The following is a 15,194-nucleotide window of genomic DNA, read 5'->3' as shown; positions in this document are numbered from 1 at the left end:
TATGTGTAATGATGACTGTCTGCATCCTGCCCCACTGACGGCAGAAATGCTTCTTTTTCGGCTGCAAAGGTAGAAAGAAGAATTTTATCCGCCAAATATTCTTCATAATTCAGAAAAATATGCTAACTTTGCAGTTAGAATAATCGATACACAGAATATTATTCTGTAAAAAATGCACATTTAAAGAAGAATAGATTATGGCAACAGAAGAAAAACTCGACGACATAGACATCAAGATACTGAAGTTGCTGCAACAGAACTCCCGGCTCACCGTCAAGGAACTTGCAGCAAGAGTACACCTTTCGCCCTCGCCTACCTTTGAACGTCAGAAACGACTGGAACGGGAAGGATACATACAGCGATATGGAGCCATCGTCGACCATCACAAGATGGGGCACAACGTCATCGTGCTATGCAATATCCGACTGAAGCAGCACACTCACGACCTGATACAGCAATTCATGGACACCGTGCAGAACATAGACCAGATAACGGAATGCTACAACACCACGGGCGACTATGATTTTCAGATCAAAGTGTATGCACACGACATGAAAGACTATCAGGACTTCATGCTCAACACCCTCGGCAACATTGACTGCATAGGCAGTCTTCACAGTATCATCGTCATTGGCGAAATAAAAGACTCGCATTACATCCCGGCAAGCAGATTGTTGGCGAAGACACTCCTCCTTCTGTGCATCATGCTCTCTTCGCTGTTCTGTATGCCCTTGAAAGCACAGAACCCAGGCGAGACTGTCACAGAGCAAAGCATCAGCAAAAAGGGAGAAAAACATTACTTTTATGCCGTGCCCATTCCCGACAACATCTTCAGCATGATGAAGGGAAAAACATACAAGAAGAATTGTACTGTGCCACGAAGCGAGTTGCGCTATCTGCGCTGCCTGCACACCGACAAGGAAGGCAGGAGCATTGTGGGAGAAATGGTGGTCAACAAAGCCATAGCCAACGATGTGCTCGACATTCTGTACAAACTCTACCGGGCAAAATATCCGATAGAACGAATGCGGCTCATCGACTATTGGAACGCAGATGACGAACGGGCCATGAGAGCCAACAACTCATCGTGCTTTAACTTCAGGTTTATCTCGCATACCCACACCGTATCAAAGCACGGCAGAGGAATGGCTGTAGACATCAACACCCTCTACAACCCCTACCACAAAAGGCTCAAGAACGGAAAGACCGTAACAGAACCAGCCACAGCCCGTCCTTATCTCGACCGCAGTAAGAAACACGCATACATGATTCAAAGGGGCGACTTATGCTATCGCCTTTTCAAGGAAAAAGGATTCAGATGGGGTGGCGACTGGAAGCACAGCAAAGACTATCAGCACTTCGAGAAATAACAAAATTTTACCCACGCACTCTGAATCAGAAATTCAACAGCACGTGGGTAAAAGCTTCAAACAAGATGCTTAGTTGTACCAAATAGAATTATATTCTCTACGATCATCTTCTTCGTTGTAGATGTTCTCATACTCCAGGTTCTTTGCCTCGAATGCTTCTAATGACTTTTTCATAATCCACCCTCCTATATGTTAAAGTTAATAATCTGCTTTGTGATTGCAAATATAGGAAAAAAACAGAGTCACCTTGTCAATAATTCAGAAAAGTTGTGTATTTTTGCAGCATTGTAATATATATGAAAATTCTCATTATCAAGCCACGCATGAAACTATCAAATACTTTCAACCGACTAAGATGGCGACACTGGTTGCTCCTGTCGTTGCTCGTCCTCGTTCTCGTCATTAAGTGGAGCCCATACTTAGGCTACATTTACACCTTATATATATACAGCACCATCGGGAGAATACTATCTCCCTTTTCGGGCATTTTCCCGTTTGCCATAGGCGACATCTTCATCGCCCTCAGCATCGCATGGGTCATTCTTTATCCTCTCTACGAGATTGTCCTTCGCAAACGACTTGCCCGCCGTTACGCCTTCCTGGCAGCTAAAGGGAACAGTTATCCCAAGACAAAGACGGTGTGGGGAAGAGTGGCAGAATATCTGCTGTGGATATACGTATGGTTCTACATGACCTGGGGACTCAACTACTCGCAGCCCAACATCTATCAGCGCACAGGCATGAAACCAGCAGAAGTAGATAAGGACAAGCTACGCGAGTTTGCCTATCGCTACGCCGACAGCCTCAACTTATTGAGTGAAGAACAAAGAGTGAAGAGTGAAGAACAGGAAAGTGAAGAGTGGAAACGAAGAGTGAGTGATGCGATTCTGAATGTATATGAGAAGATGGGACAACGAGAAGGCATCAATGCTCCCTTCAATCCTCATCCCCATGCCAAGACGATGGTGTTCACACCCTTCAGTTCGATGGTTGGTGTAACAGGCAGCATGGCACCCTTCTTCTGCGAGTTTACCCTCAACGGCGACATTCGCCCCCACGACTATCCCGCCATCTATGCACACGAATATGCTCATTTCTTAGGAATAGCCCATGAGGGCGAAGCCAACTTCTACAGCTATATTGTCTGCACTTCATCAACCAACCAAGCAGTAAGGTTCAGCGGATATTACCACATCTTCTTCCATGTGCTCCACAATGTCTTCGATATCTTAGGCGAAAAGGAGGGAGAGAAATTCCTGAACCATATCCGGCCCGAGATCATCCGGCTGGCAAAGGACGACCGCCACTACTGGCTCAGCAAGCGAAGCAAGGTGCTTGATGCTGCACAAGACTTCGTCTTCGACCTTTACCTCAAGGGCAACAACGTTTCTGAAGGCAGAAAAAGCTATTCGGGTGTTGTCGCCCTGATATTGGCATGGGAAGATCGCAGCATTGCCCATTAAGCCAATGCTGCCGATATTTTTTTTGTTCTACTTTCGCATTTTTTCAGCATCTTACATATTGCCACCTCTTGGCGCTCTTCTTGCCCCAGGTTTGCCTCCATTCTGCTTACCCTTCTGCGCAAAGCGCTTCATCATCTGTCGCTCTATCTCATAGACACGCTGTATCTGGTTCTGAGTAAGGAACTGAGAGTATTTCTTGTAATACTTCTGACGGATGTTGAGAATCTTCTCGCTCATCTCGAAACGCTGCTTTATCTGCTGCTCGGTCTGCGCCTCAGAGCCTCCCCTGTTGCGGCGGGGACGAGGTCCAAGAGCCCATATCTCTTTCTGGCACTGGGTGTAAGTGTCAATAAACTGACTTTTTGTCTTCTCATCGAGAGCCAGGTCGTAGGCAATGTGCTGTGCCTGTTTTTCAGCCAACTGCTCGCGAGAGATGCGCTGCTTCTTAGTAGGAGCCTGAGCTGACGTACTGATACTGAATGTAAGCATGGCAGCAGCCATGAACATGATACTTAATAACTTTTTCATACCTTCAAAATTTTAATATGTTTGTTACTGTTTTTCGTCAATTGTTAAGGAACACATCATCCTGGTAAGCATCCAGGAGAAAAGCCTGGTCGGCAGACGACAACTGAGCGAAAGCCTGATCTACAGCCTGCAAATCGCTGTCTGCCTGTGAGGAGCGAGAAGCAGAGAAGTCCATATTGACAACAAAGAGCAAAGCCACCGATGCAGCTGCAGCCAGGGCTGCACTCCATATCACCTTAAGGACCGGGCGCTTTTTCTGCTCCACGACAACAGGCTGGGAAGTGTCGTTCTTTACAGCTTCAAGGATGTTTGACTCCATGTCCTTCAAGAAGCCATCTGGAGTAGAGTAAGGCATACGTTTGCCCACCTGTTTGAAATCGAACTTTGTATCCATAATTTTAATCATTTGAATTCATGTACTTGATAATTTTCTCTTTGGCAACATGATAGCATGCCTTGATGCTGGTTGGTGTGGAATCAGCCACACGGGCGATTTCGTCGAATCCCAACTCATCATAGTATCGCATATTGAACGCCAGCTGCTGCTTGGGTGGAAGCGAGAGAATGGCCTTCTGCAATTTCACCGCCACCTTGTCTCCGTAGTCTATATAGTTGTCGGCAGCAAGAAGTGCCACTCCTGTGGTTTCCGCCTCCATAGAGACAACTTCCTGCCTCCGCTTGCCGATGATCCGCAAAGCCTCGTTGGTGGCAATACGATAGATCCAACTGCGAAGAGAACTGTCGCCACGATACTGGTCGAAGGAACGATAGATTCTCACAAATGTCTCTTGCGAGGCATCCTGTGCATCATCGTGCGATACCACCAGTCGGCGTATGTGCCAATAGACGGCTTCCTGATATTTAGCCATCAGCATGCGAAACCCGTTATCAGGACATGCCTTCAGCGTTTCTACTATGTCTTTGTCGTCCGCTCTCATAGGTGTGTCAATATTATGGCTTGTCGCTTCTCATTTTCTTTATCTCCAACATCTTACTCTTTTCACATGCTTGTGGTGCTTCTTGCAGGGGCATCCACATTTCTTTACCACAACGGTTGCGGCAGGACGCACATGATGGCGATGCATACGATTGTGTCCGGGACGGGCAGAAGCTGTGCTACAAGCCAAAGCCACAAGGGCAACTATCATTGTTTTCTTCAAATCGAATATTGCATTCATAACTCTCATTTTTTATAGGGTGAATACTCATATTACCTCACTCACGTCCTTCAAACGGGCCCGTTTTGATAAACGTTACACTGATAAGACCTTATAGAGGCAGAAAGGTAAAAATAAAAAGTGAGAAAAATGCAAAAAATAATGCTTTTTTACTTTTTGAAGAGACAAAATGCCCACGAATGACTATTTTTTGTTACTTTTGCACCACACTTCATGAGTGACAACAAAGAAAATCATGACAGACTACAGAAGTATGATAGACCGCTGTTATATAGAAATAACCAACACGTGCAACCTGAACTGCCACTTCTGCCCCAAGCACAACAGAGCGAAGAGACAGCTCACGGCAGAAGAGTTCGACTTGCTCACCAGTAAGTTGAAAGGCAAGGCTTGTTTCCTCTACTTCCATCTCATGGGAGAGCCCCTGCTCCACCCTCTGCTGCCACAATTCATCACTCTGGCAAGAGAGCGTGGTTTCAAAACCGTGCTTACCTCCAATGGCACCCTCCTGCATCGGGCCATGGAACTCTTAGACACGCTGCCCCACAAGATTCAACTCTCTGTCCACTCGCACGAGAGTAATGCACACGGCAGACTGTCCGACTATATGGACGAGGTGATGCGCTTCTCCACTCAGGCAGCAGCCAAAGGCACCTGTATGGTGTTGCGCCTATGGAACCAAGGAGGCATGGACCAAGAGAACGACGAGGTGATGAGCCTCATCGAGAAGTACGTGCCTAAGCCTTGGAAAGAGCGTCCCGACGGATTCCGCCTCAGCGACAATCTCTACTTGGAGTTTGACAGAAAGTTCGAGTGGCCCAACTTCGACAACAAAGAAGAAGGACAGGAAACAGGCAACAGCGAGGAAGACAAGAGTAACGTCAAGGGAAGAGAGGTGTTCTGCAAGGCGCTTATCAAGCAGATAGGTGTGCTGGCAGACGGAAGCCTCGTGCCCTGCTGCCTCGACCATAACGGCGATGTCGTGCTGGGCAACCTCTTCCATCAGTCGCTCGAAGATATTCTCTCCTCGCCAAGGGCTACGGCATTGATAGAGGGTTTCAAACATCATCATGCCTCGGAAGCACTTTGCCGCGACTGCGAGTCGGCACTGGCACGAAACAGCTTCCGAGGTAAAGCAAGAAAACAGATATAAGACAAAAAACAGACATGAAAGAAGTATTAATCGTAAGCATAGGCAGCTTCTTTGGAGGCGGCCTGAGATATTGGATTTCCAAGATGGTGCAGTCGTGCAGCCTCATAGCTTTCCCCTTCGGCACCATGACAGTAAACGTGTTGGGCTGCTTCATCATCGGATTTCTCTCCGGCATTTCGTGGAATGGCGGCGGATGGATGAATCCCTCCACCAAGTTGCTGCTCACCACAGGCTTCTGCGGTGGCTTCACCACCTTCTCCACCTTCATGAACGAAGGTTCATCGCTGATGAAGGATGAGCAATATCTCTACATGATGTTCTATCTCTTCGGCAGCCTCATCCTTGGCCTCATCGCCGTGATGGCTGGACATCAGTTGGCAAAGTTTTTCTGAAAAAATGATTCTCTGCTTAATTTTTCCCCTACATTTGTCTTATAATATTTAAATAGGAGAAAAATTGGGCAAAGAAACCCTTTTCTCCTCAAAAAACTATATATTTGCAAACAATTAAAACAATATCGCAAACGATATGAGAACAGAGGAGTCAGCATCCCGAGAAGCAGTTCCTGGTAACACCCATCGTTTGCGGCATTGCCGGCTTTGACCCAGAGGACATCGCCCCACTGTTCAAGGAGGCAAAGGAGATAAATAACATCAGCCTCCCCGAGAGTTTCTGGGAGGTGATGGAGTAAAACACCTTACTTTTTACTAATGGAGAAGTTAGAGAAGTTAAAGACAAATGCTTTATAGCTGAAAATACAACAAAAAAGGCTATTGTCCCTTAACTTCCCAAACGACCGAAGAGAGTGATAATTTCCCTTAACTTCTTTAACTTCCCCATTTGCGAAAGTTGAGTACCTTATTATATCCCCTGCTTACACGAGCACTACCGTCACACCTCGTGCAGCCTGTGCTCCCATGACGAGTGCCTGCTCTATATCGGCAGTCTTTGAAGGACCGCTGATGAATGTGCCGAAGTTGTACTTCGGATCCATTTCAATACGGGCATAAGCCTCGTGCATATTGTTCACCACCTTATCTTTCTCCAAGATGATGACGAGATACTCGGAGATGAAAAGCACGGCCTTCTCTTTCATCGTCTGTGGAATCCAGACGCAGCCGTTCTCTGCCACGCCCAATGCTCCACGAACTATTCCCACATCCGTGCCATTCAGATCGTTGGCCTCTGCCACCGTATCGGGGTTCTTCTGAGCTATCGTTATCTCTGGAAGATGAGAGGCAAAAACCTTTGCCTCAGGATATGCTCTCTTCACCAGTTCGTCAAGGCTCTCGCCTTCTTTGGCCTCTATCACGTGTCCACCCACTGACTCTGTCATCTCTACAAACTGTCTCAAAGTATCCTCGTATTGGATGCCCTTCACTTCCACGGCAGGCATATCGAATTGAACGTGCGTATTCTTACGCAGTTTGTTCAGCAATTCTTCTTTTTTCATTTTACTTTCCCCTCCTTCCATAATTGATGAAACGATTTCTTCGCAAACTTGGGCATGGCGTGTCCGATGCCCCATGCATTCAGACGGCTGAAGTGTGTACAGCACTCTGGCACAAGATTGGCAAGGGGTGCAAACTTCAGGGCCGTGGTATAGAGCGAAGGATGATCGAAGAGATACTTCATTCCGTTGGACATGGCTTTCTTGATGGGGTCGGCCTTGCCCAGCTTCTCCAGATTCTGACGCCATAAATAGATCTGCGAGCCTGGTCCTACCTTGGAAGGACAGACATTGTCGCATGACAGGCACAGGGTGCAGGCTGATACGTTGTCGGCATACTGCTGTGGATTCTTCAGCATGCCCAGGTTTACACCGACAGGTCCGGGGATGAAATAGGTGTAACTGTATCCTCCCGAACGGCGATAGACGGGGCAGGTATTCATACAGGCGCCACAACGCATGCACTTCAGCGTCTGCCAGTGGTCTTTGTCGGCAAGGATGTCGCTTCTTCCATTGTCTACCAGCACCACGTGCATCTCGGCGCCTGGACGGGCCTGACGGAAATGGGAGGTATAAGTGGTGGTGGGCTGACCTGTACCGCAACGACAAAGCAGGCGCTGGAACACGGCCAAAGACTGATAGTCGGGAACCAACTTCTCTATACCCATTGCCACGATGTGGAGCTTGGGCATGGAGGTTGTCATGTCGGCATTGCCCTCGTTGGTGCATACCACACAGTCGCCTGTGGCTGCCACACCAAAGTTGCAGCCTGTCATTCCGGCTCCTGCCTCCATAAACTGGTCGCGGAGATGATGACGGGCACAGCGGGTCAGGTATGTCGGGTCGTAGTTGCCTGTTTCCTTGGAGATGCCTTTCTCCTCAAACATTCTTCCCACTTCCTCACGCTTCAGGTGGATGGCGGGCATCACGATGTGGCTGGGCTTTTGGTGCAGCAACTGTATGATGCGCTCTCCCAGGTCGGTTTCCACCACATCAATGCCATGCTGTTCGAGGTAAGGATTCATCTCGCATTCCTCGGTAAGCATCGACTTCGACTTCACCATCTTTTTCACGTTGTGATCCTTGAGGATACCGAGCACTATCTCGTTGAACTCCAGTGCATCCTTTGCCCAGTGCACCTTGACACCACGGCTCTCCAGATTCTTGGAGAACATATCGAGGTAATCGGCCAGATGGGTGATGGTATGTTTCTTGATTTCTGACGCATGCTCGCGAAGGTCTTCCCATTCGGGCAACTGCTGCGCCATGTTGTCTCTCTTCTGGCGCACCGACCAGAAGGTGTTGTCGTGCCAGGTGGTCTTCTCTACGTTCTGCGTAAACTTCGCAGCTCTCTTGGAATGTTCTGTACTCATAGTCCTGCAGATAGTATTTGTACAACATGAATAAACTTGATGGGCATCTTCTCTTTCTTGGCAATGCCTGCCATGTGCATGAGGCACGAAGAGTCGGGACCGGTCACATACTCGGCACCTGTAGCCATGTGGCGACGAATCTTGTCCTCGCCCATTCGTGTGGACACGGCAGGCTCCTCGATAGAGAACATGCCGCCGAAGCCACAGCACTCATCCTTGCGCTCGGGCTCGTGGATGGTGATTCCTTCAACCATCTGCAACAGGTCGATGATCTTGTTGAAAGGAGCTACATGCTGCTCTGAGGGGGAGGAAAGTCCCAACTCCCTCACGCCATGGCAACTGTTGTGTACACTCACCACATGGGCAAACTTACCCGGCACATGGTCGACCTTGAGCACATCGTGCAGAAACTCCACAATGTCCATAATCTTTTTTGATGCCACGCAGTCGTGCTTGCCCTCCAAAATCTTAGGGTAATAAACTCTCACATAGGCTGCACACGAGGCAGAAGGTGCCACGATGTAGTCATAATCTTTGAAGATATCATCGAAGGTTTCTATCACCTTCATAGACTTGTCCTGAAAGCCAGCATTTGCCATCGGCTGACCACAACAGGTTTGTCTTTCTGGATATCCCACTTCAAGCCCATAATGTCTGAGCAACTTGTATGTAGCCACACCCGCTTCTGGATAAAGCGCATCTACATAGCAAGGGACGAATAATCCGACTTTCATTGTTGTATAAGAATCTTTTTGCTATAAATTTTATGTCTTGTATATGTACGGAAGTTTCGTATGTACTTCTCCACCCAACGAAAGTCGGGTATATTTTCTGTAACGTTTGCAAAAGTAATAAAAATATCACAAACTCAAAACATTCTTAAAAGAAAAATATTATTATTGATATTATTTAATAGGCAAAGAAATTTGCAAAAGTCAAAAAAATGATGTAACTTTGCATCCAGAAATAGTGTATTTGACCTAAACAACCCAAATACAATCCTAAGCATTAGATACAATTCAAGAACAAACTTATAGTTATAAAAATAATGATGAAGAAACAGCTTAAGAAAGTCCTCGTACTGGGTTCCGGTGCTTTGAAAATCGGCCAGGCAGGTGAGTTTGACTATTCCGGTTCGCAAGCCCTCAAGGCTTTGCGTGAGGAGGGTATCAGTTCCATCCTCATCAATCCCAATGTTGCAACGATTCAGACAAGTGAAGGTATCGCAGACAAGGTTTATTTCTTGCCAGTGACACCTTTTTTTGTAACTGAAATCATCAAGAAGGAGCGCCCCGACGGCATCATGCTCGCATGGGGTGGACAGACTGGCCTCAACGTGGGTACAGAACTCTATCTTAGTGGTGTGCTCAAGGAATACGGTGTGCAGGTTCTCGGCACATCGGTAGAAGCTATCATGAACACCGAAGACCGCGACCTCTTCGTGAAGGAGCTCAACAAGGTTGACCTCAAGGTGCCGGTAAGCCATGCCTGCGAGAACATGGAAGAGGCTGTCGACGCTGCCCGCAAGATAGGCTATCCTATCATGATTCGTTCGGCTTATGCGCTGGGCGGTCTCGGCTCTGGTGTCTGCAAGACTGAGGAGGAGTTCAAGGAGATTGCTGAGTCGGCCTTTACCTTCGCTCCTCAGGTGCTCGTAGAGGAGAGCCTGAAGGGATGGAAGGAGATTGAGTTTGAGTGCATCCGCGACGCCAACGACCGTTGCTTCACCGTTGCCTCTATGGAGAATTTCGACCCATTGGGCATTCACACGGGCGAGTCTATCGTTGTGGCTCCTACCTGTTCGCTTACCGATGAGCAGGTGAAGATGTTGCAGGACATTGCCGTGAAGTGCGTGCGACATCTGCAGATTGTGGGCGAGTGCAACATCCAGTATGCCTTCAATGCCGAGACCAACGACTATCGCATCATCGAGATCAATGCCCGTCTGAGCCGTTCGTCTGCTCTTGCCTCTAAGGCTACCGGTTATCCGCTCGCCTTTGTGGCTGCCAAGATTGCCCTTGGCTATACACTCGACCAGATAGGTGAGATGGGAACTTCCAACTCGGCCTATGTGGCTCCTTCACTCGACTATATGATCTGTAAGATTCCTCGTTGGGACCTTACCAAGTTTGCCGGTGTAAGCCGCAAGATCGGTTCTTCGATGAAGTCGGTAGGTGAAATCATGTCTATCGGCCGCTCTTTCGAGGAGATGCTCCAGAAGGGTCTGCGCATGATCGGTCAGGGAATGCACGGTTTCGTAGGCAACGACCACACCAAGTTCGACAACCTGGATGAGGAGCTTTCCAATCCTACCGACCTCCGTATCTTTGCCATCGCCCAGGCTCTGGAGGAAGGCTACACCATCGAGCGCATCGAGGAGTTGACCAAGATCGACCCTTGGTTCATCGAGCGCATGAAGAATATTGTAGACTACAAGCACAAGCTTTCTGAATACAACACATTGGAGGAGATTCCTGCCGAGGTATTGCGCGAGGCCAAGGTTTTGGGTTTCTCTGACTTCCAGATAGGCCGCTTCGTACTGAAGACACAGGACACCAATATGGAGAAGGAGGTTCTCGCTGTTCGTGCCCAGCGCAAGAAGCTGAACATCCTGCCTGCCGTGAAGCGCATCCCTACTGTGGCCAGCGAGCATCCCGACCTGACCAACTATCTCTACATGACTTACGCCGTAGAGGGTTACGACATCAACTACTACAAGAACGAGAAATCGGTCATCGTACTGGGTTCGGGTGCTTACCGCATCGGTTCGTCCGTAGAGTTCGACTGGTGTTCAGTAAACGCCATCAACACAGCCCGCAAGTTGGGCTACAAGTCTATCATGATCAACTACAACCCAGAGACCGTGTCTACCGACTACGATATGTGCGACCGTCTCTACTTCGATGAGCTTTCGTTCGAGCGTGTACTCGATGTCATCGACCTGGAGTCACCACGTGGTGTGATTGTTTCTGTGGGTGGTCAGATTCCTAACAACCTGGCAATGAAGCTCCATCGCCAGTCTGTGCCAATCCTCGGTACATCTCCTGTCAACATCGACCGTGCCGAGAACCGCGGTAAGTTCTCTGCCATGCTCGACAAGTTGGGCATCGACCAGCCTAAGTGGAGCGCCCTCACCTCGATGGAGGATGTTCAGAAGTTCATCGACGAGGTAGGCTATCCTGTGCTCGTTCGTCCATCCTACGTTCTTTCTGGCGCAGCCATGAACGTTTGCCACGACGATGATGAGTTGCGTCGCTTCCTCGAGGCTGCTTCTGAGGTTTCCAAGGAGTACCCTGTGGTAATCTCTCAGTTTATGACAGAGACCAACGAGATAGAGTTCGACGGTGTGGCTCAGAACGGCGAGGTAGTAGAGTACGGTATCTCAGAGCACGTAGAGTATGCGGGTGTTCACTCCGGCGACGCTACGATGACCTTCCCTGCTCAGCAGATTTCCTTCGCCACAGCCCGTCAGATCAAGAAGATCTCACGTGCCATTGCCAAGGAGCTCAACATCTCTGGTCCTTTCAATATCCAGTATCTGGCCAAGGGTCGCGACGTGAAGGTGATCGAGTGCAACCTGCGTGCTTCCCGCTCTTTCCCATTCGTGAGCAAGGTATTGAAGCGCAACTTCATCGAGACAGCTACACGCATCATGCTCGATGCTCCTTACCAGAAGCCAGACAAGTCGGCTTTCGATATCGACCGCATGGGTGTGAAGGCTTCACAGTTCTCATTCGCCCGTTTGCAGAACGCGGACCCTGTACTTGGCGTCGACATGAGTTCTACAGGTGAGGTAGGCTGTATGGGCGACACCTTCGAGGAGGCATTGCTCAACTCGCTGATTGCCACAGGCTACAAGATTCCTTCAAAGGAGAAGGGCATCATGATTTCGAGCGGTGGCACCAAGGAGAAGGCTTCCATGCTCGATGCCGCCCAGGCTCTGGTAAAGAACGGCTACACCGTTTATGCCAGCGAGGGAACAGCCAAGTTCCTCAACGACAATCATGTGAAGGCTATTGCCGTGGCTTGGCCCGACGAGGATCACAAGGATATGCCTAACGTCATGGAAATGATTGCCGACCACAAGTTCGACCTCATCGTGAACATTCCTAAGAACCATACCAAGCGAGAGCTTACCAATGGTTACAGAATCCGTCGCGGTGCCATCGACCACAACATTCCATTGATGACCAACGCACGCTTAGCCTCTGCTTTCATCGAGGCTTTCTGCACACTCTCGCAGGACGACCTGCAGATTAAGAGTTGGCAGGAGTACGAGTAATCTCGTTGTTTTTTTAGGCACGGATTACACGGATTTATACGAGATGATTATCGCTTTGCTTTTATTAGCACCATAATTCCGTGTAATCCTTGTAATCCGTGCCTTTTCTATATCCTAAAAAACTTATGCCACACCCTCCAAGCCTTACGGGGCTTTTTTATTCTCTGCCATGAGAAAAAGGTGCTGAAATGATGCCTTTCTCATTATTTTGTTGTACCTTTGCAAACAGAAATAAGAATAAAGAATGATAGTTTGTATAGCAGAGAAACCCAGTGTTGCCAAAGACATAGCCCGCATCATAGGCGCAAACTCGGCACACGACGGATATATGGAAGGTAACGGATACCAAGTAACCTGGACCTTCGGCCACTTGTGTGAGCTGAAGGAACCCGACGACTATACCCCCATGTGGAAAAGATGGAGCCTTTCGGCCCTGCCCATGATTCCACAAAGATTCGGCATCAAGCTCATCAATGACGAAGGCATCAAGCGACAGTTTGGTACCATAGAGCGACTGATGCAGGCGGCCGACAGCATCATCAACTGTGGTGACGCCGGACAGGAAGGTGAGCTCATACAGAGATGGGTGATGCAGAAAGCACAGGCCAAATGTCCCGTAAAGCGACTCTGGATTTCATCAATGACCGATGAAGCCATCCGACAGGGATTTCAGGAACTGAAAGACCAGAGTGAGTATCAGCCGCTCTACCTTGCCGGACTCTCACGTGCCATAGGCGACTGGATACTCGGAATGAACGCCACACGTCTATACACCCTGAAATACGGACAGAACAGACAGGTGCTCAGCATAGGACGTGTGCAGACTCCCACCCTTGCACTCATCGTGAACCGACAGAAAGAAATCGACAACTTCGAGCCAGAACCCTACTGGGTGCTTGCCACCATCTATCGCGACACACAGTTTACTGCCACAAGCGGTAAATTCACCAGCAAGGAGGAAGGCGAGAAAGCATTCAGCACCATCGCCGGAAAGCCCTTCACCGTGACTGCTGTCACCAAGAAGAAAGGCACCGAGGCGCCACCTCACCTCTACGACCTCACATCGCTGCAGGTGGACTGCAACAAGAAGTTCAGCTATTCTGCCGACATGACGCTCAAGCTCATACAGAGCCTCTACGAGAAGAAATTTACTACCTATCCTCGTGTGGACACCCAGTTTCTTACCGACGACATCTACCCCAAATGTCCTCAGATTCTCAATGGTGTGAGTCAGGCAAAAATCAACAGCCAGCAGAAATACCTGCCCCTGATACAGCAACTGGCAGCAACAGGAAAGAAACTGCCCAAGAGCAAAAAGGTGTTCGACAACAGCAAAGTGACCGACCACCATGCCATCATCCCTACAGGAGTGCCACCCTCGGGACTTACAGATATGGAAGCCAATGTGTACGACCTCATTGCCAAGCGCTTCATCAGTATCTTTTATCCTGACTGCAAGTTCTCTACCACAACCGTCCTGGGCGAAGTAATCGGCGAGACTGACGGTAAAGAACAGAAGGTGGAATTCAAAGTGAGCGGCAAGGAAATACTCGAACCAGGCTGGAGAGATGTATATGCCAAGGAATCAAACAACAAAAACACCGACGAGGAGGAGACTGACGGCAACAACAGCAAGAAGGAAAACGTAGAAGAACGCACCCTGCCTGCATTCGTGAAGGGAGAGAGCGGTGACCACAAGCCTACACTCACGGAGAAGTGGACCACACCGCCCAAATACTACACCGAAGCCTCGCTGCTCAGAGCCATGGAGACGGCTGGAAAGTTTGTGGAAGACGAAGAACTGCGCGCTGCCCTGAAGGAGAACGGAATAGGCAGACCTTCATCGCGTGCCGGCATCATCGAAACCCTCTTCAAGCGACACTACATAAGGCGACAGCGAAAAAACCTCGTTGCCACACCTACGGGTATCGAACTCATCGACACCATCAACGAGGAACTGCTGAAAAGCTGCGAGCTGACAGGTATCTGGGAGAAGAAGTTGCGCGACATAGAGCACAAAACCTACGACCCTGCCGACTTCATCAACGGACTGAAGGAACAGATCAACCAGATTGTGAAAGACGTGCTGTCGGACAACAGCGCACGCCACGTCACCATAACCACCGAGGAAGACCTCAAGAAAAAGCCTGCAGCCAAGAAAACAACGGCAAGAAAGCCTTCGGCTGCTTCAAAGACTTCAATGGTAGGCAAGCCCTGCCCACTGTGTGGAAAGGGAACCATCATCAAGGGAAAGACAGCCTACGGATGCAGCAACTGGAAGGAAGGATGCCAGTACAGACTGCCATTCGACAAGATGTAAATCTCTGAGGTTTCGCATGTACGGAAGTTGAGTAAATCTCTGGTAAGAAAAAATAATTCACCCCTTTTTACGTTATC

At 48.9% G+C, this 15,194-nt stretch carries 13 protein-coding genes and 1 pseudogene; 7 read left to right on the top strand and 7 right to left on the bottom strand.

What is annotated here, in order from left to right:
* Positions 1-197: 197 nt before the first annotated feature.
* The 3 genes and pseudogenes from P3T48_RS02750 to P3T48_RS02740 form a co-directional block, all read left to right on the top strand.
* Positions 198-668 (top strand): annotated as a pseudogene (locus P3T48_RS02750) (Lrp/AsnC family transcriptional regulator); the annotation flags it as partial.
* Between the two features lie 36 nt (positions 669-704).
* The gene (locus P3T48_RS14315) at positions 705-1,370 is read left to right on the top strand and encodes a M15 family metallopeptidase (protein WP_346429593.1); all 666 of its coding nucleotides are present in this window, start codon (positions 705-707) and stop codon (positions 1,368-1,370) included.
* Between the two features lie 323 nt (positions 1,371-1,693).
* A complete protein-coding gene (locus tag P3T48_RS02740) occupies positions 1,694-2,833 on the top strand; it encodes a DUF3810 domain-containing protein (RefSeq protein WP_276505601.1) in 1,140 nt (379 codons plus the stop codon).
* Positions 2,834-2,884: 51 nt separating this feature from the next.
* On the opposite strand, the gene P3T48_RS02735 is transcribed toward P3T48_RS02740, so the two are convergent.
* From P3T48_RS02735 to P3T48_RS02720, 4 genes are read right to left on the bottom strand one after another with little or no spacing between them, the layout of a single operon-like run.
* Positions 2,885-3,361 (bottom strand): hypothetical protein, encoded by a 477-nt coding sequence (locus P3T48_RS02735; RefSeq protein ID WP_276505539.1) that lies wholly within the window; start codon positions 3,359-3,361, stop codon positions 2,885-2,887.
* A 37-nt stretch (positions 3,362-3,398) separates the two neighbouring features.
* A complete protein-coding gene (locus P3T48_RS02730) occupies positions 3,399-3,755 on the bottom strand; it encodes a hypothetical protein (RefSeq protein ID WP_276505538.1) in 357 nt (118 codons plus the stop codon).
* 4 nt (positions 3,756-3,759) lie between these two features.
* Positions 3,760-4,299 (bottom strand): RNA polymerase sigma factor, encoded by a 540-nt coding sequence (locus tag P3T48_RS02725; protein ID WP_276505537.1) that lies wholly within the window; start codon positions 4,297-4,299, stop codon positions 3,760-3,762.
* 39 nt (positions 4,300-4,338) lie between these two features.
* Positions 4,339-4,539, bottom strand: coding sequence for a hypothetical protein (locus tag P3T48_RS02720; protein ID WP_276505536.1), 201 nt, complete (start codon positions 4,537-4,539; stop codon positions 4,339-4,341).
* Positions 4,540-4,774: 235 nt separating this feature from the next.
* On the opposite strand from P3T48_RS02720, the gene P3T48_RS02715 reads away from it, so the two are divergent.
* Together P3T48_RS02715 and crcB are read left to right on the top strand one after the other, a co-directional pair.
* A complete protein-coding gene (locus P3T48_RS02715) occupies positions 4,775-5,692 on the top strand; it encodes a radical SAM/SPASM domain-containing protein (protein ID WP_276505535.1) in 918 nt (305 codons plus the stop codon).
* Positions 5,693-5,706: 14 nt separating this feature from the next.
* Positions 5,707-6,084 (top strand): fluoride efflux transporter CrcB, encoded by a 378-nt coding sequence (gene crcB, locus P3T48_RS02710; RefSeq protein ID WP_276505534.1) that lies wholly within the window; start codon positions 5,707-5,709, stop codon positions 6,082-6,084.
* A gap of 482 nt (positions 6,085-6,566) precedes the next feature.
* Here the strand turns inward: crcB and P3T48_RS02705 are convergent, their stop codons facing one another.
* From P3T48_RS02705 to P3T48_RS02695, 3 genes are read right to left on the bottom strand one after another with little or no spacing between them, the layout of a single operon-like run.
* Positions 6,567-7,145, bottom strand: coding sequence for a LutC/YkgG family protein (locus P3T48_RS02705; protein WP_276505533.1), 579 nt, complete (start codon positions 7,143-7,145; stop codon positions 6,567-6,569).
* Entirely contained in the window at positions 7,142-8,515 is a 1,374-nt protein-coding gene (locus tag P3T48_RS02700) for a lactate utilization protein B (protein ID WP_276505532.1), read from the bottom strand. The genes P3T48_RS02705 and P3T48_RS02700 overlap by 4 nt, the downstream gene beginning before the upstream one ends.
* Positions 8,512-9,249 carry a (Fe-S)-binding protein gene (locus P3T48_RS02695; RefSeq protein WP_022252285.1) on the bottom strand — a complete coding sequence of 246 codons (738 nt, stop codon included), beginning with the start codon at positions 9,247-9,249 and terminating at the stop codon, positions 8,512-8,514. The genes P3T48_RS02700 and P3T48_RS02695 overlap by 4 nt, the downstream gene beginning before the upstream one ends.
* Positions 9,250-9,566: 317 nt before the next feature.
* Here P3T48_RS02695 and carB point away from each other — a divergent pair, with 317 nt between their 5' ends.
* A complete protein-coding gene (carB, locus tag P3T48_RS02690; RefSeq protein WP_217759066.1) occupies positions 9,567-12,797 on the top strand; it encodes a carbamoyl-phosphate synthase (glutamine-hydrolyzing) large subunit in 3,231 nt (1,076 codons plus the stop codon).
* Positions 12,798-13,041: 244 nt separating this feature from the next.
* Positions 13,042-15,117: a DNA topoisomerase 3 gene (locus tag P3T48_RS02685; protein ID WP_276505531.1), complete on the top strand. Its 2,076-nt coding sequence runs from the start codon at positions 13,042-13,044 to the stop codon at positions 15,115-15,117.
* Positions 15,118-15,194: the final 77 nt, after the last annotated feature.

Source organism: Segatella intestinalis (assembly GCF_029348455.1).
In the GTDB taxonomy this organism is placed as follows: Bacteria; Bacteroidota; Bacteroidia; order Bacteroidales; family Bacteroidaceae; genus Prevotella.
This window is presented reverse-complemented; position numbering and strand designations above follow the sequence as displayed.